Source organism: Streptomyces sp. CB02009 (assembly GCF_001905825.1).
Taxonomy (GTDB): Bacteria; Actinomycetota; Actinomycetes; order Streptomycetales; family Streptomycetaceae; genus Streptomyces.
This window is the reverse complement of the sequence record NZ_LIVV01000008.1, coordinates 144,625-168,786: the sequence shown is the minus strand read 5'-3', so window position 1 is coordinate 168,786 and position 24,162 is coordinate 144,625. Positions and strand designations below refer to the sequence as shown.

Annotated in this window: 21 protein-coding genes; 10 read left to right on the top strand and 11 right to left on the bottom strand. The window is 73.4% G+C overall.

Translation table 11 applies throughout. From position 1 onward, the window contains the following. Window positions 1–10: 10 nt before the first annotated feature. The 3 genes from AMK27_RS29805 to AMK27_RS29795 are packed head-to-tail and all read right to left on the bottom strand — an operon-like array spanning window position 11 to window position 2,410. Complete coding sequence (locus AMK27_RS29805) at window positions 11–949, bottom strand: ADP-ribosylglycohydrolase family protein (RefSeq protein ID WP_073915013.1); 939 nt, start codon at window positions 947–949, stop codon at window positions 11–13. Between the two features lie 4 nt (window positions 950–953). Further along, the gene (locus tag AMK27_RS29800) at window positions 954–1,406 is read right to left on the bottom strand and encodes an ABA4-like family protein (RefSeq protein ID WP_073915010.1); all 453 of its coding nucleotides are present in this window, start codon (window positions 1,404–1,406) and stop codon (window positions 954–956) included. Then, on the bottom strand, window positions 1,403–2,410 hold the full coding sequence (locus AMK27_RS29795; protein ID WP_073915007.1) for a hypothetical protein: 1,008 nt from the start codon (window positions 2,408–2,410) through the stop codon (window positions 1,403–1,405). Before AMK27_RS29795 ends, AMK27_RS29800 begins: the two co-directional genes overlap by 4 nt. A 119-nt stretch (window positions 2,411–2,529) precedes the next feature. Here AMK27_RS29795 and AMK27_RS29790 point away from each other — a divergent pair, with 119 nt between their 5' ends. Beyond that, entirely contained in the window at window positions 2,530–3,162 is a 633-nt protein-coding gene (locus AMK27_RS29790) for a MerR family transcriptional regulator (RefSeq protein WP_073915003.1), read from the top strand. Window positions 3,163–3,378: 216 nt separating this feature from the next. On the opposite strand, the gene AMK27_RS29785 is transcribed toward AMK27_RS29790, so the two are convergent. Next, on the bottom strand, window positions 3,379–4,212 hold the full coding sequence (locus AMK27_RS29785; RefSeq protein WP_198955960.1) for a siderophore-interacting protein: 834 nt from the start codon (window positions 4,210–4,212) through the stop codon (window positions 3,379–3,381). A gap of 100 nt (window positions 4,213–4,312) precedes the next feature. Further along, on the bottom strand, window positions 4,313–5,218 hold the full coding sequence (locus tag AMK27_RS29780) for a 5'-3' exonuclease (RefSeq protein ID WP_107425708.1): 906 nt from the start codon (window positions 5,216–5,218) through the stop codon (window positions 4,313–4,315). Between the two features lie 405 nt (window positions 5,219–5,623). Between AMK27_RS29780 and AMK27_RS29775 the strand changes: the two genes are divergently transcribed. From AMK27_RS29775 to AMK27_RS29760, 4 genes are all read left to right on the top strand, one after another. Continuing rightward, on the top strand, window positions 5,624–6,835 hold the full coding sequence (locus AMK27_RS29775) for a quaternary amine ABC transporter ATP-binding protein (RefSeq protein ID WP_241847643.1): 1,212 nt from the start codon (window positions 5,624–5,626) through the stop codon (window positions 6,833–6,835). Beyond that, window positions 6,828–8,630 (top strand): ABC transporter permease/substrate binding protein, encoded by a 1,803-nt coding sequence (locus AMK27_RS29770; protein ID WP_073915000.1) that lies wholly within the window; start codon window positions 6,828–6,830, stop codon window positions 8,628–8,630. The genes AMK27_RS29775 and AMK27_RS29770 overlap by 8 nt, the downstream gene beginning before the upstream one ends. A 220-nt stretch (window positions 8,631–8,850) precedes the next feature. Next, window positions 8,851–9,402: a helix-turn-helix domain-containing protein gene (locus AMK27_RS29765; RefSeq protein ID WP_073914996.1), complete on the top strand. Its 552-nt coding sequence runs from the start codon at window positions 8,851–8,853 to the stop codon at window positions 9,400–9,402. Beyond that, on the top strand, window positions 9,399–10,139 hold the full coding sequence (locus AMK27_RS29760; RefSeq protein WP_073914992.1) for a helical backbone metal receptor: 741 nt from the start codon (window positions 9,399–9,401) through the stop codon (window positions 10,137–10,139). Before AMK27_RS29765 ends, AMK27_RS29760 begins: the two co-directional genes overlap by 4 nt. Here AMK27_RS29760 and AMK27_RS29755 read toward each other — a convergent pair. Further along, window positions 10,066–11,238, bottom strand: a complete 1,173-nt coding sequence (locus AMK27_RS29755) for a TDT family transporter (protein WP_073914988.1) — start codon at window positions 11,236–11,238, stop codon at window positions 10,066–10,068. The genes AMK27_RS29760 and AMK27_RS29755 overlap by 74 nt on opposite strands. A 70-nt stretch (window positions 11,239–11,308) precedes the next feature. Between AMK27_RS29755 and AMK27_RS29750 the strand changes: the two genes are divergently transcribed. Next, the gene (locus tag AMK27_RS29750; protein ID WP_445194883.1) at window positions 11,309–12,328 is read left to right on the top strand and encodes a LysR family transcriptional regulator; all 1,020 of its coding nucleotides are present in this window, start codon (window positions 11,309–11,311) and stop codon (window positions 12,326–12,328) included. Window positions 12,329–12,651: 323 nt separating this feature from the next. Here AMK27_RS29750 and AMK27_RS29745 read toward each other — a convergent pair whose 3' ends face one another. After that, window positions 12,652–14,277 (bottom strand): amidohydrolase, encoded by a 1,626-nt coding sequence (locus AMK27_RS29745; protein ID WP_073914985.1) that lies wholly within the window; start codon window positions 14,275–14,277, stop codon window positions 12,652–12,654. Window positions 14,278–14,603: 326 nt separating this feature from the next. Then, window positions 14,604–15,281 carry a TetR/AcrR family transcriptional regulator gene (locus AMK27_RS29740; RefSeq protein WP_073914981.1) on the bottom strand — a complete coding sequence of 226 codons (678 nt, stop codon included), beginning with the start codon at window positions 15,279–15,281 and terminating at the stop codon, window positions 14,604–14,606. A gap of 69 nt (window positions 15,282–15,350) precedes the next feature. On the opposite strand from AMK27_RS29740, the gene AMK27_RS29735 reads away from it, so the two are divergent. Both AMK27_RS29735 and AMK27_RS29730 read left to right on the top strand, forming a co-directional pair. Further along, window positions 15,351–16,805 carry a purine-cytosine permease family protein gene (locus AMK27_RS29735; RefSeq protein WP_073914978.1) on the top strand — a complete coding sequence of 485 codons (1,455 nt, stop codon included), beginning with the start codon at window positions 15,351–15,353 and terminating at the stop codon, window positions 16,803–16,805. Then, on the top strand, window positions 16,802–17,965 hold the full coding sequence (locus tag AMK27_RS29730) for a C45 family autoproteolytic acyltransferase/hydolase (protein WP_107425707.1): 1,164 nt from the start codon (window positions 16,802–16,804) through the stop codon (window positions 17,963–17,965). The genes AMK27_RS29735 and AMK27_RS29730 overlap by 4 nt, the downstream gene beginning before the upstream one ends. A 164-nt stretch (window positions 17,966–18,129) precedes the next feature. Here AMK27_RS29730 and AMK27_RS29725 read toward each other — a convergent pair whose 3' ends face one another. From AMK27_RS29725 to AMK27_RS29715, 3 genes are all read right to left on the bottom strand, one after another. Next, window positions 18,130–18,819: a gamma-glutamyl-gamma-aminobutyrate hydrolase family protein gene (locus tag AMK27_RS29725; protein WP_073914974.1), complete on the bottom strand. Its 690-nt coding sequence runs from the start codon at window positions 18,817–18,819 to the stop codon at window positions 18,130–18,132. 72 nt (window positions 18,820–18,891) lie between these two features. Continuing rightward, window positions 18,892–20,346, bottom strand: coding sequence for an ethanolamine permease (eat, locus tag AMK27_RS29720; protein WP_073914971.1), 1,455 nt, complete (start codon window positions 20,344–20,346; stop codon window positions 18,892–18,894). Window positions 20,347–20,463: 117 nt separating this feature from the next. Next, window positions 20,464–21,192, bottom strand: coding sequence for a FadR/GntR family transcriptional regulator (locus tag AMK27_RS29715; protein WP_073914967.1), 729 nt, complete (start codon window positions 21,190–21,192; stop codon window positions 20,464–20,466). Between the two features lie 89 nt (window positions 21,193–21,281). Here AMK27_RS29715 and AMK27_RS29710 point away from each other — a divergent pair, with 89 nt between their 5' ends. Then, window positions 21,282–22,646 carry a glutamine synthetase family protein gene (locus tag AMK27_RS29710; RefSeq protein WP_073914964.1) on the top strand — a complete coding sequence of 455 codons (1,365 nt, stop codon included), beginning with the start codon at window positions 21,282–21,284 and terminating at the stop codon, window positions 22,644–22,646. Window positions 22,647–22,758: 112 nt separating this feature from the next. Continuing rightward, window positions 22,759–24,156, top strand: a complete 1,398-nt coding sequence (locus AMK27_RS29705) for an aldehyde dehydrogenase family protein (RefSeq protein ID WP_073914960.1) — start codon at window positions 22,759–22,761, stop codon at window positions 24,154–24,156. Window positions 24,157–24,162 lie beyond the last annotated feature (6 nt).

Sequence of the window (24,162 nt, the reverse complement as noted above, 5' to 3'; positions counted from 1 at the left end):
AGCAGCTCCGTCAGGCGGGCGGCGGTCCGGACGCCAGAGCCGTCGCCAGGCCCCGGAGGTCGTCGGCGGACAGGACCCGGTCGCCGAAGCCGGGCAGGGGGACGTGGAGGGCGGCGGTCCAGCGGGCGGGGATCGCGCCGGCCCCGTGCACGACGCCGGCGAGCATCCCGGTCACCGCCGCGACCGTGTCGGTGTCCCCACCGAGGTCGACGGCCGCGGCCACGGCGCCTTCGAAGGAGTCGGTCGTACGGAGCGCCCACACGGCCGAAGCGAGACAGGGCCACACCGCGCCGTTGAACTCGGTGGCGTCGTCCGGGTGCCAGCCGGGTGCCAGGACGGTTGCCCAGCGGGCCCGGTGCCGCGGCGCCACCTCGGCGAGGGTCGCGGGCAGGGCGGCGAGCGGGTCCTCGCCGAGGAGGGCCACACGGACCAGCTCGTGGAGGATCGCCACACCCTCCCCGGCGGCGCCGTCGCCATGGGTCAAGGCGCTGATCCGACGGGCGGCGTCCATCGTCTCCGCCCGCCCCCGGGTCGCGAAGTACACGGCGGAGGTCGACGCCCGCATCAGCGAACCGTTGCCGGCCGCCCGCGCGTTGATCTGGAAGTGCAACGCGGCGGCCAGGTCCCAGGGGTCACCGCCGAGCAGGACCTGCTCGGTCTGGAGACCGATGTCCTTGGGGTCGGCCGCGGCCCATCGGCGGAAGCGGTCGAAGATGTCCGGCAGGTCGAGGCCGCGTCGTTCGAGGAGCGACTCACCGAGGAGGACGGCCATCTGCGTGTCGTCCGTGGCCTCGCCGGGATCCCAGCCGCCGCCCCCGCACAACTCCCCGACGCCGTCGGGGAACTGCTCCCGGAAGACCCCCGGGAGCCTGAACTCGAAAGGGGCGCCGAGGGCGTCGCCGACGGCGGAGCCGAGGACGGCGCCCACGGAACGTTCGGTGGCTCGCATCCGGTCAGGGTAGTGCGGGCCCGGTCCGTCGCTGCGCCGCCCGGCTCGTCCACACCGCGCGGACCACCAGGAACAGGGGCAGTCCCAGAGGGGAGAGAAGGATCGTCAGGACCAGCAGGGGAGCCATCAGGAGGGGAGGCACGGCGAGGCGACGGGCCTCCCGGTACATCCACTGACCGAGCAGCAGGTCCCAGGCGATGACCTGGGCCCAGATCGCACCGGCCCCGTTCGCGAGCGCCATGAGATCGCGGAAGGTGTCGAGGTCGGGGCTGCTGACCGCCGTCCACAGTTCCGGTGCGACCGGGGCTGCCAGGACCGCCCAGACCACCAGGAGCGGCAGCACGGTCAGGGGCGAGGCCGCGACGCGCTCGGTGATCCGCCACGCCGGCGCGAAGATCATCAGGAGCCACACCGGAGCGGCGAGCAGGAACGTCAGCTCGAAGAGGAAGCCTGTCATCGAGTGATCTCTTCCTCGGAGGGCGCGGGCGCGGGGGCAGGCGGGAACGGGGAGGGAGGGGAGGAGGGGGTGGGGGAGGGGGAGGTCCCCCGGAGGGAGAGTGCTGCGGCCGCGCCGCCCAGCAGGACGATCGCCCCCGCCCCCGCCAGCGTCGCGCCGTCCGGTGCGAACAGGGCCTGGCCGCGCAGGGCCTGCCAGGTCAGCAGGACGAAGGTCGCCGTGTAGGCGGCCGAGGCGGTGAGGGTGAGCCGGAGCCGTACCCGTTCGTCAGCGAGGCGGGCGAAGCGCGGTGCGAGCGCGGCCAGGACCAGCAGGAGCAGCGGGATCAGCTGCAGGGCGTGCATGCCGAAGAAGTGCGGTATGCGCAGGTCGCCGCCGTTGCTCGCCCAGCCGGTCAGCGGCATCGAGGGGCCGCCGTCCGGTACGCCGACGGCGTGGGCGCCGATGATCGGCGAATTCTCGACCGCCAGCTGCTCCGGGGTCGGACGGACCATCAGGAAGCCCAGCCCGGCGCCCGCCAGGGCGATCAGCGAGGACAGCCGGACGGCCCAGGCCATCGCCCGGTCGAGGATCTTGGCGCGCAGCAGGAGGATCGCGATGACGAGCGCGGCCAGCCAGAGCATCAGGATGCTGATGCCCATGATCTGGAAGAGGGCGTCGTCGAAGGGGGTGGCGTGGTTGAAGTGACTTCGCTTGCCGCGGATCACCTGGACGGTGATGAGCACCATCTCGGCGGAGCTGGTGGCGGCGACCACGGTTCCGGCCCACCAGGCGACCCGGCGGCCGCGGGGCAGCAGCGAGATCATCCAGGCGAGCGAGAGCGTGTACGCGAGTAAGGAGACCGAGAACTTGAACGGCTTGGTCCAGATGGGCACGCCGACCAGGATCCGGTCGTCGACGACGATGCCGACGGCGGAGGCCAGGGCGTAGACGGCCATGGAGACGGCGACCCAGACCAGCGGTCGATGAAGCCGCAGGAGCGGGCTCTTGTGTGCTGAGGACATACGGATCCCCCCGTGGGAATGTATGGATAGTGGCACTAGCCACTATCTGATAGCGCCACTATCTATGATGGGGGCGTCGGTCGGCAAGGCCGAAGCAAGACCAGGAAGGTGAACACGCGGTGCGCATCGGAGAGTTGAGTCGCAGGACCGGGGTGTCCATCCCGACGATCAAGTTCTACGTACGGGAAGGACTGCTGCCCGCCGGTGAACTGACGAGCCCGAACCAGGCCTCGTACGGGGAGACGCATGTGCAGCGCCTCCGGCTGATCCGGGCGCTGCTCGATGTGGGCGGCCTGTCGGTGGCGGCGATCCGTGAGGTGATCCTCGCGGTCGACGACCCCGAGCGGTCGGTGCACAAGCTCCTCGGCACGGTGGCCTCCGGGCTGGTGCCGCGCTACGACCGCGAGTCGCACACCGGGATCGAGGAAGCGCGGAAGCAGGTCGCGGCGCTGATCGCCGCGCGCGGCTGGCGGGTGCAGCAGGGCAACCCGGCGGCGGAGGCGCTCGCCGTCGCCCTCGCGGCGGTCGACGAGGCCGGCCACGGGGGGTTCTCCCAGGTGCTGGACGCGTACGCGGACGCGGCGGAGCAGGTGGCGCGGGCCGACCTTGACTACGTGGCGGGCAACGTGGCGCGCGAGGTGCTGGTCGAGAGCGTCGTCGTCGGCACGGTCATCGGCGACGCGATGTTCTCGGCGCTGCGGCGGATGGCCCAGACGGACACCTCGGACCGCATGTTCGAGGAGACGACCTAACGGGAGTCCTGCCGATCAGGCCGGGCTTGTGGGGCCCGCCCCCCTCGCGGGCGTCCCGTACGCGAAACGGCGCGGGGCCCGGGAGGGTGACCCTCCCCGGACCCCGCGCCGCCGTGAGCCGCGCGCCGTGAGCCGAACTGCCCGGCTCCGGCTCCGTGAGCCGAGCTGCCCGGCTCCCGGGCCGGAGCCGAACTTGCCCGGCTCCGGCTCCCTGCCTCAGTTCTCCTGCTCGCGCTCCACCTGGTCGTTCCAGTCGCGCTTGATCGCGCGCCACGCCTCGTCCGTCTTGCCCTGGCGCCAGTAGCCCGAGATCGACAGCCGCTCGCGCGGGATCTCGCGGTCCAGCCGCAGGTGGCGGCGGAGGTCCTTCACGAAGCCCGCCTCGCCGTGGACGAAGGCGTGCACGTCGCCCGCCGGGAAGTCCAGGTTCTGCACGGCCTCGACGAGCGCCTCGCCCGCCGGGCGGTCGCCCCGGTGCAGCCACGTGACGTGGATGTCGTGCTCCGTCGCGAACTTCTGCTCCTCGGCGGCGTCGGAGATCTCCACGAACGCGTGCACCCGCGCACCCGCGGGCAGTCGCTCCAGAGCCACCGCGATCGCCGGCAGCGCGCTCTCGTCGCCCGCCAGCAGGTGCCAGTCCGCCGTCGGGTCCGGGGTGTAGCCGCCGCCGGGGCCGAGGAAGCGCACCGTCTCGCCCTCCTGCGCCCGCGCCGCCCACGGTCCGGCGAGGCCCTCGTCCCCGTGGACCACGAAGTCGATGGTCAGCTCGCGGTGGACCGGGTCCCAGGCCCGCACGGTGTACGTCCGGGTCGTCGGCCACTGCTCCCGGGGGAACTCCGCCCGGATCCGGTCCATGTCGAACGGCTCCGGGTAGGCGACCCCCTCGGGGGCGAAGAGCAGCTTCACGTAGTGGTCGGTGTAGGTGCCGACCTCGAAGGCGTCGAGACCGGCGCCGCCCAGGACGACCCGCACCATGTGCGGGGTGATGCGCTCGGTGCGCACCACACGCGCTTCGGTGGCCTTCGGTGCCTTGCGGGGCTGCTCCGCCACGAGGGGCTCTCCTGACTCGAGGTGACTCGACGTACCGGGTACTTAGGTATGCCTAAGCTAGCATCCTGAGGCGCGGTCGACCCAGGGTGGCCTGATTTCGTCAGCGTTCCAGGACCGGAAGCAGCCGGCCCACGGCGCCGCCGAGGCCCCAGCGCTTCGCGAGGGCGTCGAGGGCGGCCGGGTCGCGGGGAGCCTTCGGCAGGGCCGCGTCGAACTCCGGCAGCGGTACGTCCCCGGCGACGCGCACCACCGTCGGCGCGACGTCCAGGTACGCCGCCGCCTCCACGATGCCGCGCCGCTTGGCCGGCGTCAGCTTGGACGTCCGGTCCTCGGCCGCCGCCCGTACGCCCGCCAGGTCCCCGTACTCCGTGATCAGCTGCGCGGCCGTCTTCTCGCCGATGCCCTTCACGCCGGGGAGCCCGTCGCTCGCGTCACCGCGCAGTGCCGCGAAGTCCGCGTACTGGTCGGGCCGCACGCCGTACTTCGTGCGGATCAGCTCCGCGTCCACCAGGTCGCAGTCGCCGACGCCCTTGCGCGGGTACAGCACGCGGACGCCCCGCGCGTCGTCCACCAGCTGGAAGAGGTCCCGGTCGCCCGTGACGATGTCCACCGGCCCGGGGGCGTGGCCGGCGAGCGTCCCGATCACGTCGTCCGCCTCGTAGCCGGCCGCGCCGATCCTGGCGATGCCGAGCGCCGCCAGGACCTCCTCGATCACCGGCACCTGCGGGGACAGGGTGTCCGGGATCTCCTCCTCGTCCGGGCCGGTCTCGGTCTCGACGGCCACCCGGTGCGCCTTGTACGAGGGGATCAGGTCGACCCGCCACTGCGGGCGCCAGTCGTTGTCCCAGCAGGCCACCAGCTCGTCCGGGTGGTGGTCCTGGACGAGCCGGGTGATGAAGTCGAGCAGTCCGCGCACGGCGTTCACGGGCGAACCGTCGGGGGCCCGGACGGAGTCCGGCACTCCGAAGTAGGCGCGGAAGTAGAGGCTGGCGGTGTCGAGGAGCATGAGGCGTCGAGTCACCTGCTTGATGTTAGGGCTCGGGCGCCTTCGGGGCCGGGGGACGCGTCTCGCCGACCGCCCGCCGGGCGCCTGCGGAGCGTCTGCCGAGCGCCCGCCGCGAGGCGCGTCCCGTCGAGGGCCCCGACAGCCCGTAACTCTTCGCCAGGCCCCTCCGGCGCCCGGGGACGCGTTCGCCGCCCCCGCGGTTCCGGACCCCCGTACGTGACCCCGGTCACCTTTGCGTTTGCACCCTGTGAAGCCGGGCAGGCGCGAGCCCGGAGCGGAACCCGGTACGGGATTCAACGAAAGGATTCCCGTGCACGACGGGCCCGCGGGCCGATCCCGCCCGCTCCACGGCCCGGCCACGCGGGGGTGGTGGGGGCCGTTTTCGTTGCTACCCGTGAGGTTCATGTGTCCAGGCTCCAGGCAGACCACCTGTTCAAGGTGTTCGGCAGACGACCCGACGAAGCCGTCCGCCGGCTCGCGGCCGGCGACGCCGACCGCGAGGAGCTGCGCGCCGAGGGGACGACAGCAGCCGTCGTGGACGCCGGTTTCACCGTCGAGCCCGGCCAGATCTTCGTCGTGATGGGACTCTCCGGGTCCGGCAAGTCGACTCTTCTCCGCATGCTCAACGGCCTGCTGGAGCCGACCGCCGGCCGGGTCCTCTTCGACGGGCGGGACCTCACCGCACTGTCCCCCCGGGACCTCCGCACGGTCCGCTCCACCAAGATCAGCATGGTCTTCCAGCACTTCGCGCTGTTCCCGCACCGGAACGTTCTGGAGAACGCCGCCTACGGGCTTGAGGTCCAGGGCGTCCCGCGCGCCGAGCGTGAGACCCGGGCCACCGAGGCCCTCGAACTGTGCGGCCTCGCCGGCTGGGAGAAGTCCTGGCCCGACGAGCTCTCCGGCGGCATGCAGCAGCGCGTCGGCCTGGCCCGCGCGCTCGCGACCGACGCCGACCTGCTCCTCATGGACGAGTCCTTCAGCGCGCTCGACCCGCTGATCCGGCGCGACATGCAGGACCAGCTCCTCGTCCTCCAGCAGCGGCTGAAGAAGACCATCGTCTTCATCACCCACGACCTCAACGAGGCCATGCGCCTCGGCGACCGGATCGCCGTCATGCGGGACGGCAGGATCGTCCAGCTCGGCACCGCCGAGGACATCCTGGTCCGCCCCGCCGACGACTACGTCGCCTCCTTCATCCAGGACGTCGACCGCTCCCGGGTGCTCACCGCCTCCGCCGTCATGACGGGCGGCGCCACCCCGGCGGACTGCCCCGCCGACTGCGCCTGCGAGCCGGTCGGCCCGGACACGCTCGTCGCCGACCTGTGCGCCGTCGCCGCCCGCGCCCCGCACCCCGTGACCGTCCAGGACTCCGAAGGCGCCGTCCTCGGAGTCGTACCGACGGAGCGCCTGCTCGCCGTCATGGGCGGACTCGGCGCGAGCGACGCCGACGGCCCGACCGGCTCGTCGGTCGGTCGTGGCACCGGCGGCACGACGGCCCGGAAGGCCGACCGCACGCCCGGCGCGAAGACCGCCGAAGCCGCCGGCGACAAGGCCGGCGGCAACGTCGACGGCAAACCCGCCACCCGCACGACGAAGGAGCTGACCGCCCGTGCCTAGGCTCCCCCTCGGCGAGTGGGTCGACAGCTCCGTCGACTGGCTCCAGTCCCAGTTCTCCTGGCTCTTCGATGCCGTCACCACCGGTGTCACCGGCCTCTACGACGGCATCGACGCCGTCCTGTCCGCGCCCCAGCCGCTGCTCTTCGCCGGCATCCTGGCCGTCGTCGCCTGGTGGCTGCGCGGCCTCGCCGCCGGCGTCCTCGCCTTCGCCGGGTTCGCGCTCGTCGACTCGGTCCAGCTGTGGGACGAGGCCATGGCGACCCTGTCGCTCGTTCTCGTCGCCACCCTGGTGACCCTGGTGATCGCCGTACCGCTCGGCATCTGGGCGGCCCGCTCCAAGACCGTCAGCGCCGTGCTCCGGCCGGTCCTCGACTTCATGCAGACCATGCCGGCGATGGTCTACCTGATCCCCGGCATCATCTTCTTCGGCGTCGGAGTCGTCCCCGGCATCATCGCCACCATCGTCTTCGCGCTGCCCCCGGGCGTCCGCATGACCGAGCTGGGCATCCGGCAGGTCGACGGCGAACTCGTCGAGGCCGCCGAGGCGTTCGGCACCACCCCGCGCAACACGCTGCTGCGCGTGCAGCTCCCGCTGGCCCTGCCGACGATCATGGCGGGCATCAACCAGGTCATCATGCTCGGCCTGTCCATGGTCGTCATCGCCGGCATGGTCGGCGGCGGCGGACTCGGCGGCGCCGTGTACCGCGCCATCGGCAACGTCGACATCGGCCTCGGCTTCGAGGCCGGCGTGTCCATCGTCGTCCTCGCCATGTACCTCGACCGGATGACCGGCGCCCTCGGCCGGCAGGTCTCCCCGCTCGGCCGCCGCGCCGCCGCCAAGGCCCGCGCCGCGCTGAGCGCCAGGCGCCCCGGGGCGAAGCTGTGGGCCCACCGCCCGCAGCCGGTCACCGCACTCGTCGGGGTCGTGGTGCTCGCCCTCGTCGCCGGCGGCACCGGCTTCCTCGGCGGCTCCGGTACGGGCTCCGGCACCGCCTCGGGCAAGAACGGCAAGAAGGTCAGCATCGGCTACATCCCCTGGGACGAGGGCATCGCCTCCACGTACCTGTGGAAGGAGATCCTGGAGCGCCGGGGGTACGAGGTCGAGACCAAGCAGCTGGAGGCCGGCGCGCTCTACACCGGTCTGGCAGGCGGTCAGCTCGACTTCCAGACCGACTCCTGGCTGCCCGTCACCCACGCCCAGTACTGGGAGAAGTACAAGAACAAGCTGGAGGACCTCGGCTCCTGGTACGGCCCCACCTCGCTCGAGCTCTCCGTCCCCTCGTACGTGAAGGGCGTCGACTCGCTCGCCGACCTCAAGGGCAAGGCCGGACAGTTCAAGGGCCGGATCGTCGGCATCGAGCCCAGCGCCGGAATGATGGGCATCCTGAAGGACAAGGTCCTCAAGGAGTACGGCCTCGAAGGCGAGTACAAGGTCGTCGACGGCTCCACGCCCGGCATGCTCGCCGAGCTGAAGCGCGCCTACGAGCGCAAGGAACCGGTCGTCGTGACCCTCTGGTCGCCGCACTGGGCCTACTCCGCGCACGACCTGAAGAAGCTCGCCGACCCCAAGGGCTCCTGGGGCAAGGGCGACGGCGTCCACACCCTGGCCCGCAAGGGCTTCGCCGCCGAGAACCCCGAGGTCGGCGCCTGGCTGAAGAACTTCAAGCTGACCGAGAAGCAGCTCACGGACCTCGAAGCCGTCATCCAGGAGACCGGCAAGGGCAAGGAGCAGCAGGCCGTCAGGACCTGGCTGGACAAGAACCCGGGCCTCGTCGAGAAGCTCGCCCCGCAGTAACCCGCCGGAAGCCCGCCAGGGCCGCGGCCGTGACCCGGCCGTGAGCCCCGGGCGACGGACAGCGACCGACCGATCGGTTCCTGTCCGAAAAGGGGTGGTCGCCGAACGTGTTCGGCGGCCACCCCTTTTCGTCACGACGCGAAACCCCGCCCCAAAGCTGCGTAAGGTTCAGGTAACCGCCCGGTACGGGTACGCACGAGGCACGAGGGAGGGAGCCGACATGGACGAGAAGGAAGCACCCCGCGTGGGCGCGGCCGTCAAGAGACGGCGCAGAGCGCTCCAGCTCACCCTGGCCGTCGTCTCCTCGCGCAGCGGTCTCTCCGTGCCGTTCCTCAGCCAGGTCGAGAACGACCGCGCGCGCCCCAGCCACCGCTCCCTCGAACTCGTCGCCGACGCCCTGGAGACCACGGCCGCCGACCTCCTGGCCGCCGCGGAGGCCTCCCGTACCGTCGATGTCGTACGGGCCGACGAGGCCTCCCCGGCGCTTCCCCCGGGGGTACGGGCGATCGTCCGCGGCCGCCACCAGCTGCACGCCCTGGAGTTCACCGGAGAGCAGGACGCGGGCCGCGAGTTCCAGCACCGGAACGACGAGCTGCTGTACGTGGCCGACGGGGCGGCCGAGGTCGAGGCCGAGGGCCGCGCGTACCGGCTGGGCCGCGGCGACACGCTCTACCTCTCGGGCGGGGTGCGCCACCGCTGGCGCGCCACCGAGGCGGGTACCCGGCTGCTCGTCGTCGCGGTCGCCGAGCACGTCGAAGCCGAGGAGGAGTGAGCGCGGGCCGGGGCACGGTCGGCAGGATCGTCTCCCTCGTGCCGTCCCTGACGGAGGCCGTCGCCGTCACCGCGCCGGGCCTGCTCGTCGGCGCCACCGACTGGTGCGCCCACCCGGCCGGCCTCGACGTCGCACGGATCGGCGGCACCAAGAACCCGGACGTCCGCGCGATCACCGCGCTCCGCCCCGACCTCGTGATCGCCAACGAGGAGGAGAACCGCGCCGCCGACCTCGACGAGCTGCGGGCCGCCGGCCTCGACGTCCTCGTCACCGAGATCCGCACCCTCGACCAGGGGCTGCGCGAGCTGGAGCGGGTCCTCGCCGCGTGCGGCGCGCCCCGGCGGCCCCGCTGGCTCGACGAGGCCGAGGCGGCGTGGGCCGCGGTCGTCCCGGAGGGGGAGTGCTCGGCCGTCGTGCCGATCTGGCGGCGCCCCTGGATGGTCCTCGGCCGTGACACCTTCGCCGGTGACCTGCTGGCCCGCCTGGGGGTCCGCAACCTGTACGCCGAGCACCCGGAGCGCTATCCGAAGGTGCCGATCGACGAGCTCCGCGCCGCGGAGCCCGGTCTGGTCGTGCTGCCCGACGAGCCGTACCGCTTCACGCGCGACGACGGCCCCGAGGCGTTCCCCGGGACCCCCGCCGCCCTCGTCGACGGGCGTCACCTCACCTGGTACGGGCCGTCTCTCGCCGAGGCGCCGCGGGCGCTGGCGCGGGCCCTGCGAGCAGCGCACCGCTGAGGAGGCCGCGGACGGTGTGCGTCCCGGCGACCAGCCAGGCCGCGACGAGGGCCGCGTACAGGCCGATCGCGAGCCACCGGAAGGCGGCGAGACCGGTGTGCTGGGCGAGCCCCTCGGCGCCGGTCACGCAGGTCCCGACGGGGAAGGTGAACGCCCAGAACGTCATCGCGAAGCCCATGCCCTGCCTCCGTGCCCGCAGCACCATCGCCGCGGCGAGGGCCAGCCACAGCAGGGCGAAGCCCATGACGGGCACGCCGTAGAGGACGGCGAAGGAGGCGAAGCCGTGGGCGTACGGGGCGGGGAGCACGCCCGGGGCGACGTCGGCGAACTTGTTCGTGGCGGTCGTCGACTGGCCGAGGGGGCCGAGGACGAGGAAGAGGGTGGGGGTGAGCGCGAGGGGCAGCGGGCCGCCGGTCACCAGCCGGCCGAAGACCAGCGGCAGCATGACCAGGGTTGCGAGGAGGCTCACGCCGAACATCGCCCAGCAGGCGAGGAGCAGCGTCTCCTGGGCCTGCCCGGCGGGCAGGTGGGGCACGAGCAGCGGGCCGAGCGCCGCGGAGACCATGGGGGCGACGACCGGCAGCAGCCAGACCGGGGACGCGTTCTCGATCCTGTGGTGCACGACCATGAGGTACGGGATGCCGACCGCGGCCGCCAGGCCGACGACCGTCCCGGCGGTGAACAGGACGGTGTCGAGCGCGACGGCGGCGGGGAGTCCGATCCAGTCCCGGCCCACGATCACGGCGCCGCCGCCGACCGCGAGCAGCGCCATCGAGAGACAGCCGTAGAACGGCGCCACGGCGGGGTCCAGGAGGTGGGCGCGGGCCTGGTCGCGGTGGCGGATCCAGTGCACGGTGCGGGCGGCGAGCAGGACGAGCAGCATCGCGAGGGACAGCGCCCAGACCGCGGCGCAGGCGGTACGGAGCCCGGGGAGGCCGAGCGGGAGACCGGCGCCGGCGTTGGCCACGATGGCGGTACCCATCACGGAGGCGTACCAGTTGGGTCCGAGGTGACGGACGGAGCGGGCCGGGGAGGCCGTCGGCCGGGCGCCGGGGGTGGTGGCGCGGACGGTCGGGAGCGGAGGTGCGAGGCTTGCCATGACTCCACCGTCGTCCGGTTCCCCGGCACCCACCAGGGATCTTGCGGCTATGACGTCATAAGCTGGCTTTATGAGCAGCAGCGGGGAGCACCACGGAGAGCGGCACGAGGAGCAGCACGCGGGCGGGCGTCCGACCGAGGCGTACGGCTCCGGCGGCTCTGCCGGCTCCGGCGTCAGGGCGCAGCTGCATCACCGGGTCCCGGACCTCGGGGCGCTCGAACTGCTCCTGGCCGTCGCCCGGCACGGGAGCCTCGGTGCCGCCGCCCGGGAGGTCGGCATCACCCAGCCGGCCGCCAGCAGCCGGATCCGCTCGATGGAGCGGCAGCTCGGTGTGGCCCTGGTGGACCGTTCGCCGCGCGGCTCACGGCTCACCGACGCGGGTGCGCTCGTCACCGACTGGGCGCGGCGGATCGTCGAGGCGGCCGAGGCCTTCGACGCGGGCGCCCAGGCACTGCGCGGGCGGCGGGACTCCCGGCTGCGGGTGGCCGCGTCGATGACGATCGCCGAGTACCTGCTGCCGGGCTGGCTGATCGCGCTGCGCGCCGAGCGTCCCGACACGGCGGTGTCGCTCCAGGCGGGAAACTCGGCGGTCGTCGCGGAGCGGCTCCTCGCGAACGAGGCGGACATGGGTTTCGTGGAGGGCCTCGCGGTGCCGGACGGCCTCGACGGGGTGGTCGTCGCGCACGACCGGCTCGTGATCGTCACGGCGCCCTCGCACCCGTGGGCCCGCCGCCGCGGCCCGGTGGACCCGGCGGAGCTGGCGGCGACCCCGCTGGTCCTGCGGGAACGGGGTTCGGGCACCCGGCAGGTGCTGGACGCGGCGCTCTCGGGCCACGGCGGGCTCGCCCGGCCGCTCCTCGAACTCGCCTCCACGACGGCGGTGAAGGCGGCGGCGGTCAGCGGTGCCGGGCCGGCCGTCCTCAGCGAACTCGCGATCGCCGAGGAGCTGGCCTCGCGGCGCCTGGTGGCCATCCCCGTCGAGGGGGTCGAGCTGCGTCGCGACCTCCGCGCGGTCTGGCCCACCGGCCACCGCCCGACCGGCCCGGCCCGAGACCTCCTGTCCCTGACCCGGGCGCGCCCGGCGGGTTGAGCGCGGGGCGGGCTGACCGCGCGGAAGGTTGACCGCCTGGGGTGGTCGGCCGCCGGTCGGCCCGACCACGCGGGCGGTTGGCCGTCCGGCAGGTCGACCACACGGCAGGCTGACCGTCCGGACGTTGACCGGCCGGCGGGCCGACCGCATGGGGAGGCGGACGGCCGACGGGCTGACGGCTCGGGGAGGCGGAGGGCCCGGCGGGCCGGCGGCCCGGAAGGTTGACCGCCTCGGGCGGTTGGTCGTCAGGCAGGTCGACAGCTCGACAGGCTGGCCGTCCGGGCGTTGACCGCCCGGCAGGCCGACCGCCCGGGATCGAGGGATCAGACGCCCGTTGCCCGGTGTGTGATCCGGCCGTCCAGGACCGTCAGCAGGACCGGCAGGTCCGGCAGGTCCGTCGCCGGTGTCGTGAGCGGGTTGCCGCCGAAGACCGTCAGATCGCCGCGGAAGCCGGGTGCGAGTCGGCCGGCCTCGTGTTCCTCGCCCGCCGCGTACGCCGGAGCCGTCGTCATGCCCCGCAGCGCCTCCAGTGCCGTCAGCGCCTGCTCGGGCCCGTGCGGAGCCTGTCCGAGGTCCCGGCTCGGGCGCCGGTGCCGTGCGCCCGCCATCACGCCGAGCGGCGGGAAGGGTGCGATCGGCCAGTCGGAGCCGAGGACCACCGTGGCCCCGGAGTCGGCCAGGTCTCGGCAGCGCCACGCGCGCGAGGCGCGCTCCTCGCCGAGACGGCGTGACCAGTTGTCGGTGTGGTCGGCCCGGGTGAAGTCGCAGCAGTGGGTGGGCTGCATGGAGGCGAGCACGCCCAGCTCGGCGAAGCGGCGCAGCGTGTCGTCCGGGACCGTCTCGATGTGCTCGACCCGGTGCCGCGCCTCGCCGCCGCCCGCGCGCGCCTGCTCGACGGCGTCGAGGACGTGCCGCACGGCGGCGTCCCCGATGGCGTGCGTCGCGGTCGGGACCCCGGCCCGGTGCAGTTCCCCGACGATGCGGGTGTACGCGTCGGGATCGGGCCAGAACGCGTGCGTGGACTCGCCGTGGCAGTCGGGGCGCTCCAGCCACGCGGTGCCGTTGTCGATGGTCCCGTCCATGAACAGCTTCACGCCCGCGACCTGCCACAGCGCGCCGCCCGTGCCCTGCAGCGCGATGAGGTCCCGTACACCGGCCGCGTCGGTGCCGGGCTGGCACCAGGGAGCCACCCGGAGCCGCAGCGCCAGTTCGCCGGCCTTGTCGAGCTCCCCGTACAGGGCGAGGCTGTCGCCGTTCGCGTCCATGGCGTGACCGCCGGTGAGTCCGGCCGCCGCCATGGACCGCAGGGCCGCCGCGAGGCGCTCCCGGCTCTCCTCTGCCGTCGGACGCGGGGCGACCCGCTCGACGAGCTCGCAGGCGGCGTCCTCCTGGAGGAGGCCGGTGGGGCGTCCTTCGGCGTCGCAGACGACCTCCGCGGAGGCCTGGTCGAAGGTGCGGGGGCCGTCGACCCCGGCGAGTTCGAGCGCCCGCCGGCTGGCGAGCGCCGAGTGGGCGTCGAAGAGCAGCAGGAACGCGGGGACGCCGTCGAGGACGGCGTCGAAGGGGGCGATGCCGACGGGCCGGCCGCCGAAGACGTTCGGGTCGAGGCCCCAGCCGAAGAGCCAGTCGCCCCGGCCCAGCTCCCGGACCTCGCGCGCGAGGGCCTCGCGCACGTCGTCGAGGTCGGCGCAGTACGAGAGGTCGAGGCCGTGGGTCAGTTCGGCGCCGGACACGGGGTGGACGTGCCCGTCGACGAGGCCGGGGGTGACGACGGCGCTCTTGAGGTCGACGACGGTGGTGGCGGGTCCCGCGAGGGCGCGGATCTCGCGGTCGTCGCCGAGGGCGGCGATCCGGCCGTCGTCGGAGACGGCGAGCGCGGTCTCGGGCAGGAACGCCCCCGTGCCGGGGTCGAGCAGACGGGCGGAGAGCAGGACGAGTCGGGTGCGCACGGGTGGCTCCAGGGCTCCGGGAACAGGAAGGGGGACGGGTGGGGCGGCCTGCGGGCGGCCTCGGCGAAGGGATCCGGCCGGGCGCGCCCGCGGGACGCTTGGTGAGGAGGGATGTCGGGAGGGCCCCGCGGGTGGCTTCGATGCAGCGGGCCCTGCGGGTGGCTTCGGTGAGGGGATCTGTCTGAGGGGATCGGTCTGTGGGGGCGGTCCGAGGGATCGGCCGGGCGGGCCCGCGGGCGGCCTCGCCAAGGAGGCCGGTCGCGCGGGCCCCGCCGGCCGGTCCGGGTGAACGGGGTCGGTCAGGCGGGTTCGGCGGGCGGGGTCGGTCAGGCGGGTTCGACGGGTTCGACGGGTTCGGCGGGTTCGGCGGGTGGCGGTACGTCGGTCAGCGCGCCGTGCGGCAGTCCGAGTCCGCGTTCCGCCGTGGTCAGGGCCATCCGGGTCACGGCCTCCGGCCGGTCGGTCCGGTCGGAGTTGGCGTGGGCGCCGAGGCCGTCGAGCACCACCAGGATCTGGATGGCGGCGGTCCGCGGGTCGTCCGTGTGGAACTCGCCGCGTGCGACGCCCTCGCGGATGAGTTCCTCCAGACGGTCGTCGGAGGCGAGTTCCTGTTCGGTGACCCGGTCGCGCAGGACGGGCCGGTAGCGGCTGAGGTGCCGGGCGTTGATCCAGAGGCGGCTGATGTCGTCGTACGCCTCGCCCGCCGAGAGGGCGAAATAGCGCGCGAGCCACTGCGTGGGCGTCCCGTGGGGCCGCTCCGCGGGCAGCAGCGCGTCGAGCTCGCCGGTGGCGGCCACGCTGAAGGCCTCACCCACCAGGTCCTCGGCCGAGGGGAAGTAGTGGCTGATCAGGCCGGGTCGTACGGCGAGCTCCTCGGCGATCCGCCGGAGGGTGACGCACTCGAGCCCTTCGGTGAGGGCCACGCGTGCGGCGGTCTCCACGATCTCCGCCCGCCGGGCTTCCGGTGTTTTCCGAACTCTCTTGCGCTGGACGCTTGACGGCATAACCGGGATACTATTGAGTGTGCGACCAATAAGCAAGCAGGTGGGCACCACACGCATCCGGAGGGCCGCATGGCTTCCACGATCCCCGATCCGCTCCCAGGCCCCCAGGGCGCGCAGGTCGCCCTGCAGGACACCGATCGGCCCGGCCGCATCGAGGCGCACGGCATCGACCACATCCCCGAGTCCGAGCGCCACGGCCACCCCCGGGAGCTCTTCTCCGTGTGGGCGGCGGCCAACGTCAACTACCTCAGCCTCGTCATCGGCGGTGCCCTCGTCCTGATGGGCCTGACCCTCTGGCAGGCCGTCGCCGTGACCGTGGTGGGCAACCTGTTCTGGCTGCTCCCCGGCCTCCTCGCCACCTCGGGCCCGGCGGCCGGCGCACCCAGCGAGGTGATCACCCGGGCCGTCTACGGCGTCCTCGGCAACCGTCTGAACAACCTCGTCGGCGGCTGGCTCGTCTCCGTCTGCTACTTCGCCCTCAACCTGGCCGCCGCGGCCACCGCCGCCTTCGCGCTCGTCGAGAAGGCGGGCATCACGGCCACCACCCCGGTCAAGGTCGCCGTCATCGTGGTCATCGCCGCGCTCACGCTGGTCATCAGCGTCTACGGGCACGGCCTGATCATCAGGCTGTACCTGCCGATCACCCTGGTGCTCGCCGGAGCCTTCACCGTCGTCGCGTTCGCCGTCCTGCGGCACGCCGACTTCTCGTACGCCCCCGCCGAGCGGCCCGGCGGAGTCGAGCTCTGGGCCCTGCTCCTCGCCGGCACCACGATGATCGCCTCGGGCCCGCTCTCGTACACCACGAGCGCCGACTTCTCCCGCTACCTGCCCCGCACCGCCTCCAGGAAGGCGATCATCGGCTGGAACGCGCTCGGCGCCTTCCTGCCCAGCGTCGTCGTCTGCTCGCTCGGCGCCTTCGCCGCCACCGCCGTCGACATGACCGATCCGCAGACCGCGCTCCAGGAGCTCCTGCCCGGCTGGTTCGTCCCCGTCTTCCTGCTCGCCCTGGTCCTCGGCACCATCTCCATCAACGCCCTGACGGCGTACAGCGCCGGCCTCGCGCTCCAGGCCGTCGGCCTGCGCATCCGACGCTCCGTCAGCGTCCTCTTCGACGGGGCCGTCGCCGTCGCCCTCACCCTCTACGGGCTGCTCGTCTCCAACTTCCTCGACACCGTCAGCAACGCCCTCCAGGTGATCACCGTCTTGATCGGCCCGCTGATGGCGGTCTACGCCACCGACGTCGTGCTGCGCCGCTGCCGCTACGACGGAATCGCGCTGTCGGACGAGACCCCCGACAGCCCCTTCTGGTACACCTCCGGCGTCAACCCGGCCGGTGCCCTCGCGATCGTGGTCGGCGTCACCGCGGCGTCCCTCTGCGTCAACACCCTCTACACGGGCCCGGTCGCCGCCGCCCTCGACGGCATCGACCTCTCCCTCCCCGTCGGCATGGTCGTCGCCGCCACCCTCTACGCCCTCCTGATGCGCAAGGACCGCACCCTGCGCGCCGCCCGGGCGGAGGCGTGAGCACCCCTCGCCGTACGACCCTGCGGATCACCGGGGACACCCCCCGCCGCCGCGGCGAGGCCCGCGGCCGGCAGGCCCGCGCCGGCATCACGCGCGCGTGGCAGGTGTACGAGGAGCTCTTCGCGACCGTCGCCGCCGGGAACGCCCGGACGCTCGACGTACCCGCCCTCGCCCTCCGCACCGTCCGGGCGACCCGTGCCTGGGCGCCGGAGCTGGTCGCCGAGATGGAGGGAGTCGCCGAGGGCGCCGGGCTGCCGTTCTGGACGATCGCCGCGCTCAACGCCCGCACCGAGATCCTCGCCGAGGCCGGCGCGCCCCGCACGGGCGAGTGCTCCACCCTCGTCCGTGTCGGCCCCCGGACCGCCGGCGGCCAGTGCTGGGACTGGCACCAGGAACTCGCCGACGCCTGGCACCTCCAGACGGTGAACGGGGACGCCCAGGGCTTCGCCGGGATCACCGAGCACGGCATCCTCGCGAAGATCGGCGTCAACGAGGCCGGTGTGGGCGTGCTCTTCAACATCCTCGGCCACGCGGACGACGCCGCGACCGGCGTGCCCGTCCACCTGGTCGCCCGTCAGGTGCTTGGCACGGCCGGTTCGTTCACCGAGGCCGTCGCCCTGCTGACCGGCGCCCCCGTCTCGGCCTCCACGGTCATCACCGTGGTGACCCCGGACCGGGCCGCGTCCGTCGAACTCTCCCCGGGCGGCTCGGCCGTCGTCGCCCCGGACGACGGGGGCCTGCTCGTGCGCACCAACCACTTCCTCGATCCGGTCCTGGCCGCGGCGGAACTGCGCGGCCGCCGGGAGCCGGAGACGTACGACCGCCACCGGCTGCTCACGGAACGCGTGCGCGCACACGACGACGGGCCGGGCACCGGCGTGTCCGGCACCGACGTGTCCGGCGCCGGGGCGCCAGGACCGGACGGGCTCGGCCCGGACGTGCTGGGTCCGGACGTGCTCGTCCGTCTGCTCGCCGCGCATCGGGACGGCGGTGCCGAGGTGTGCTGCCATGCCCCGGCCGAAGGCCGGCTCGGCAGCCGGTGGGCGACCCTCGCGACCGTGGCCCTCGACCCCGCTGAGCGGCGTCTCGCGGTGCACGACGGCGGCCCCTGCTCGGCCGGACCCGGGACCTGGACCCCGCTCACCGCGCCCCGGCGCTGACAGGCAGGGGGCGCGCCGCAGGAAGGGGCGCCGACGGAACGCGCCCCCGTCCGCGTTCCCGCGTTGACTCGGCCGCCGACGCGGGCGCGCCCGCCACCGGGAACCGGGCCCGCCCGCCAACCGGAACCGCGCGCCCGCCACCCGGAACCGGGCGCCGGCAACCCTCAGTCCCGGCGGGCTCCCGCCGCCTCGACCAGGCCGCGCATCACCCGCAGGTCCTCGCCCATCTCCGGATGCCACTGGACGCCCAGCGCCCAGGCCGGGTCGGCCAGCTCGACCGCCTCCACCGTGCCGTCCTCCGCGAGGGCGGAGACCGCGAGACCCGCGCCCAGCCGGTCCACGGCCTGGTGGTGGTAGGTCGGCACCTCGGTGAGCTCCGGCACCAGGGCGGCGTACCGGCTCCCCGGCACCGGCTTCACCGCGTGCCGGCCGATCACCCCGACCGCCTCGACGTGCCCGTCCAGGTGCTGGACCAGCGTCCCGCCGCGCGCCACGTTCAGGAGCTGCATGCCCCGGCAGATGCCGAGCAGCGGGGTCCCGGCGGCGAGGGCCGCGCCGATCAGGGCCAGCTCCCAGGCGTCCCGCTCCCGGGCGGGCGGGCCGGTACGGGGGTCGGGCTCGGCCCCGTACCGTACGGGCTCCACGTCCGCCCCGCCCGCGATCACCACCCCGTCGAGCCGGGCCACGACCGCCGCGGCGGCCTCCGGCGCGTCGGGCGGCAGCATCACCGCGATCCCCCCGCTCTCCTGGACGAGCCGCGGGTACGGCGCGGGGAGCAGCGCGGCCCGCATGTCCCACACGCCCCAGCGGGCCTGGTCCAGATAGGTGGTCACGCCGATGAGCGGCTTGGACACGGAACGTCCTCCGGGGGAGCGGTGTACGGGAGCGGGAGACGGGCTGGGGGGCGGGGGATCGGGTGCGGGCGGTCAGTCGCGGGCGAGTTCGGCCTCGGCGGCCGCGAGCGCGGCGAACTCCTCCTCGGGCGCCCTGGCCACCAGATGGTGTCGACTGTAGAACGCGAAGTAGGCGAGGGCGATCGCGTACACCCCGAGTGCCATGAACGCCGCCGTCCGGTCCACCAGGAAGGTCGCGACGAGGGCCGACAGGGCCAGGACGAACGCCACCGACGAGGTCACGATGCCGCCGGGTGTGCGGTACGGCCGGTGCAGGCCGGGCTCGCGGCGCCGCAGGACGATGTGGGAGAGCGCCATCAGGGCGTACGAGATGGTGGCGCCGAACACCGCGATGTTCAGCATCCGGGCCCCGTCCCCGGTCCCGGCGGCCAGCGCGAAGCCGATCGCGCCGGGGATGAGGAGTCCCAGGTACGGCGACTTGCGGCGGCTGGTGAGGGAGAGGAAGCGGGGCAGGTAGCCCGCCCGGGAGAGCGCGAACAGCTGGCGCGAGCCGGCGTAGATGAGGGAGAAGAAGGAGGCGACCAGGCCGGCCAGGCCCGCGTAGTTCACGAAGCGGCTGAGCGCGGTCGGCTCCCCGTCGCCCTGGAGCGCCACGACCAGCGGGTTCCCCGCTTCCTGGACGGCGGCCGCACCGCGCGCCCCGGTCGCGGCGAAGAAGGTCATCACGGCGAGCAGCACCAGGATGCCCATGGAGATCGCGAGTGCCTTCGGCATCGACCGCACCGGGTCCTTGGCCTCCTCGGCGGCGAGCGGCACGCCCTCCACGCCGAGGAAGAACCACATGCCGAAGGGGAACGCCGCCCAGATCCCGAGCAGGCCGAACGGCAGCCAGGAGTTGGCCCCGAAGGCTTCGCCGTCGACCGGGATGTCGTTCAGTCCGTCGACGTGGAAGTCGGTGAGGGCGCCGAGCGCGAAGACGACGAGCGCCGCGACCGCGATCGCCGTCACGATCAGGCTGAACCGCAGGGCCTCGCCCACGCCCCACAGGTGGATGCCGATGAAGAGGGCGAAGCACACCAGGTAGACGGGCCAGCCGGACTCCAGGCCGAACAGGCCGAGGGATTCGACGTAGTCGCCGATGAAGATGGAGATCGCGGCGGGCGCCAGGATGTACTCGATGAGGATCGCGGTGCCGGTGAGGAACCCGCCCCAGGTGCCGAGCGCCCGGCGGGCGAAGCCGTAACCGCCGCCCGCGGTGGGCAGGATGGCGGAGAGTTCGGCGAGGGCGAAGACCAGACAGGCGTACATCGCGCCCATCAGGACCGTGGCGATGGCGAGTCCGCCGAAGCCGCCCTTGGAGAGGCCGATGTTCCAGCCCGAGAAGTCCCCGGAGACGACGTAGGCGACGCCGAGCCCGGTGAGCAGCAGCCATCCGGCGCTGCCGCGGCGCAGGGCGCGGCGCTCCAGATAGTCGTCCTGCGGTGGGGTGGTGCCTCCGGCACTCCCGGTGGTGTCTTCGAGCGTCATGGCAGCGTCAGCTCCCCGCAACGGGCCCAATGGATTGGAGCCATACCTTTGCGGTGCCGACCGGAGAGCGCAACCCCCGTGCGTTACTTTCGGGTTACGTACCCGGGGACGCCCGTCTCATGTCAAGAACCCCCGGAGCAACGCGGCCGTCCCCGAGCAGTGCTCCCGCATCACCTCGCGCGCCGCGTCCGCGTCCCCGTCCAGGACCGCCTCCACCAGGGCGGTGTGCTGGTGCTGGGAGTGCTCCAGGTTGCGGACGAGCAGCGGGATGCAGTCCAGGAGGTCGTTCACGGTCGCCCGGACGGCGGCGTACTGCGCGGTGAGCGTCGGTGAGCCGGAGAGCTCGGCCAGGGTGAGGTGGAGCAGGGTGTCCTGGCGGCGGTAGTCGGCCAGCGGGGCGTCATGGGTGGCCGCCACGGCCGTCCGCAGCCGCTCGGCGCCCGCCGCGTCCAGGCCGTGGGCCGCGCAGAGCCCGGCGGCCCCGACCTCCAGGACCTCGCGGAAGCGCAGGGTGTCCTCCATGTCGACCGTGGCGATCCGGCGGCGCAACTCGTCCTCGTCGGCGGTCTGGACGCGGGGGAGCACGAACGTTCCGCCGTAGCGGCCGCGCCGGCTCTCCACGAGGCCCTGCTCCTGGAGGACCTTGAGGACCTCGCGCAGGGTCACCCGGCTGATCCCCATCCGGTCGGCGAGCTCCCGCTCGGCGGGCAGCCGCTCCCCGCCGGGCACGAGTCCGAGCCGTACCACCTGGAGGATCTGCTCCAGGGCCTCCTCGAAGCCGTTGCCCGCCCGGACCGGCCGCAGCACGGGCGTCAGCCGGTCCGCCGATTCACTCGTACTGGCCACGTTCTCGATTCCCTCTCGTCAGCACTTCCCAAGCAATGGTCTTCCGCAATACCTTATGGCTTCCGGCAGGCCGAAGGAGGAGCAATCCCGTGGCAGACCGCAAACCCCCGCTCACCGTCGAGGAGCTCCGTGCCCTCGTCGCGAGCGGCGAGATCGACACCGTCGTCCTGGCCTTCCCCGACATGCAGGGGCGGCTCCAGGGCAAGCGGTTCGCCGCCCCGTTCTTCCTGGACGAGGTGCTGGGCCACGGCACCGAGGGGTGCAACTACCTCCTGGCCGTCGACACCGAGATGAACACCGTCGACGGCTTCGAGATGTCCTCCTGGGACCGCGGGTACGGCGACTTCGCGATGCACCCCGACCTCACCACCCTCCGCCGACTCCCCTGGAACGAGGCCACCGCCATGGTGACGGCGGACCTCGCGTGGGGCGACGGCACCCCCGTCGTCGCGGCGCCCCGCCAGATCCTCCGGCGCCAGCTGGAGCGTCTCGCGGAGCACGGCTTCACCGCCCACGTCGGCACCGAGCTCGAGTTCATCGTCTTCAAGGACAGCTACGAGCAGGCCTGGGACGCGAACTACCGCGGCCTCACCCCCGCCAACCAGTACAACATCGACTACTCCGTCCTGGGCACCGGACGCATCGAACCCCTCCTGCGCCGCATCCGCAACGAGATGACCGGCGCCGGACTCACCGTCGAGTCCGCCAAGGGCGAGTGCAACCCCGGCCAGCACGAGATCGCCTTCAAGTACGACGAGGCCCTCGCCACCTGCGACGGGCACGCCGTCTACAAGACGGGCGCCAAGGAGATCGCCGCCCAGGAGGGCTGCTCGCTCACCTTCATGGCGAAGTACAACGAGCGCGAGGGCAACTCCTGTCACATCCACCTCTCCCTCCAGGACGCCAAGGGAACCAACGTGATGGCCGGGGACGACCCGCACGGGATGTCCGCGACCATGCGGCACTTCCTCGCCGGACAGCTCGCCGCCCTCCGCGACTTCTCCCTCCTCTACGCCCCCAACATCAACTCCTACAAGCGGTTCCAGCCCGGCTCCTTCGCGCCCACCGCCGTCGCCTGGGGCCACGACAACCGCACCTGCTCGCTCCGGGTCGTCGGCCACGGCCGCTCCACCCGCTTCGAGAACCGCCTCCCGGGCGGCGACGTCAACCCGTACCTCGCCGTCGCCGGCCTGGTCGCCGCCGGCCTGCACGGCATCGAGCAGCGGCTCGAACTCCCCGAGCCCTGCACCGGGAACGCCTACACCGCCGAGTACGCGCACGTCCCCACCACCCTGCGCGAGGCCGCCGAACTCTGGGAGACCAGCGAGATCGCCAAGGCCGCCTTCGGGGACGAGGTCGTCGCCCACTACCGCAACATGGCCCGCGTCGAACTCGACGCCTTCGACGCCGCGGTGACCGACTGGGAACTGCGCCGCTCCTTCGAACGGCTCTGAACCCCCGTACGCCCTCCGGCCCCCGTCAGTGTTCCGGCCCCGGTACGGCCTCCGGCCGTCGTGAGCCTTCCGGCCCCGGTACGCCCTCCGGCCGCCGCAGGCCCTCCGGCCCCTGAAGGCCCCGGGCCGCCGCACCGCCTCTGAGAGGAAAGAGTTGCTCCAGGTACTGAACCCGGCGACCGAGGAGTCGGTCGCCACCGTCCCCGCCGCCACCCCGGCCGACGTGGACGCCGCCGTCGCACGGGCCGCCGCCGCCCAGCGCCGCTGGGCCGCCGCCGCGCCCGCCGACCGGGCCAGGCTCCTCCGCCGCTTCGCCGCGGTCGTCGACGACCACGTCGAGGAACTGGCCCGTCTCGAGGTCGTCGAGGCCGGCCACACCATCGGCAACGCCCGCTGGGAGGCCGGCAACGTCCGCGACCTGCTCGACTTCTCCGCCGGGGGAGTGGAGCGCCTCAACGGCCGCCAGATCCCGGTGGCCGGCGGTCTGGACGTCACCATCCTCGAACCGCTCGGTGTCGTCGGCGTCATCGCCCCCTGGAACTTCCCCATGCCGATCGCCGCCTGGGCCACCGCACCCGCCCTCGCCGCCGGCAACGCCGTCCTCCTCAAGCCCGCGGAGACCACCCCGCTCACCGCGCTCCGGCTCGCCGAACTCGCCCTGGAGGCGGGCCTGCCCGACGGCCTCTTCCAGGTCCTCCCCGGCACCGGCCCGGTCGCGGGCAACGCCCTCGTCGAACACCCCGGCGTCGCCAAGATCGTCTTCACCGGCTCCACCCGGGTCGGCAAGTCGATCATGGCCAAGTGCGCCGGCCAGGTGAAGCGGGTCACCCTCGAACTCGGCGGCAAGAGCCCCAACATCGTCTTCGCCGACGCGGACCTCGACGCCGCCGCCGCGGCCGCCCCCATGTCGTTCCTCGACAACAGCGGCCAGGACTGCTGCGCCCGTACGCGCATCCTCGTCCAGCGGAGCGCGTACGACCGCTTCATGGAGCTGCTCACCCCCGCGATCGAGGAGATCGTCGTCGGCGACCCCGCCGACGAGCGCACCCAGATGGGCCCGCTCATCTCCCGCGCCCAGCTCGACCGGGTCCGCTCCTACGTGCCGGACGACCTCCCCGGCATCCGCGGCAAGGCGCCCGAGGGGCCCGGCTTCTGGTTCCCCCCGACCGTCCTCACCGGCCTCCCCGAGGACGCCCCCTGCGCCGTCGAGGAGGTCTTCGGGCCCGTCGCCGTCGTCCTCCCCTTCGAGGACGAGGCCGACGCGATCCGCCTCGCGAACGCCACCGAGTACGGCCTGTCCGGCTCGATCTGGACCCGGGACGTCGGCCGCGCCCTGCGCGCCTCCCGCGCCGTCCGGGCCGGCAACCTCTCGGTCAACTCCCACTCCAGCGTCCGCTACTGGACCCCGTTCGGCGGCTACCAGCAGTCCGGCCTCGGCCGCGAACTCGGCCCCGACGCACTGACCGCCTTCACCGAAACCAAGAACGTCTTCATCAGCACGGAGGCCTGAGCCCAC

What these genes read in the sequence shown, in the direction of transcription:
- AMK27_RS29805 (WP_073915013.1), bottom strand. Translation starts at nt 949, where the DNA reads ATGCGAGCCACCGAACGTTCCGTGGGCGCCGTCCTCGGCTCCGCCGTC.
- AMK27_RS29800 (WP_073915010.1), bottom strand. Translation starts at nt 1,406, where the DNA reads ATGACAGGCTTCCTCTTCGAGCTGACGTTCCTGCTCGCCGCTCCGGTG.
- AMK27_RS29795 (WP_073915007.1), bottom strand. Translation starts at nt 2,410, where the DNA reads ATGTCCTCAGCACACAAGAGCCCGCTCCTGCGGCTTCATCGACCGCTG.
- AMK27_RS29780 (WP_107425708.1), bottom strand. Translation starts at nt 5,218, where the DNA reads ATGCTCCTCGACACCGCCAGCCTCTACTTCCGCGCCTACTTCGGAGTG.
- AMK27_RS29765 (WP_073914996.1), top strand. Translation starts at nt 8,851, where the DNA reads ATGGACGAGAAGGAAGCACCCCGCGTGGGCGCGGCCGTCAAGAGACGG.
- AMK27_RS29755 (WP_073914988.1), bottom strand. Translation starts at nt 11,238, where the DNA reads ATGGCAAGCCTCGCACCTCCGCTCCCGACCGTCCGCGCCACCACCCCC.
- AMK27_RS29750 (WP_445194883.1), top strand. Translation starts at nt 11,309, where the DNA reads ATGAGCAGCAGCGGGGAGCACCACGGAGAGCGGCACGAGGAGCAGCAC.
- AMK27_RS29740 (WP_073914981.1), bottom strand. Translation starts at nt 15,281, where the DNA reads ATGCCGTCAAGCGTCCAGCGCAAGAGAGTTCGGAAAACACCGGAAGCC.
- AMK27_RS29735 (WP_073914978.1), top strand. Translation starts at nt 15,351, where the DNA reads ATGGCTTCCACGATCCCCGATCCGCTCCCAGGCCCCCAGGGCGCGCAG.
- eat (WP_073914971.1), bottom strand. Translation starts at nt 20,346, where the DNA reads ATGACGCTCGAAGACACCACCGGGAGTGCCGGAGGCACCACCCCACCG.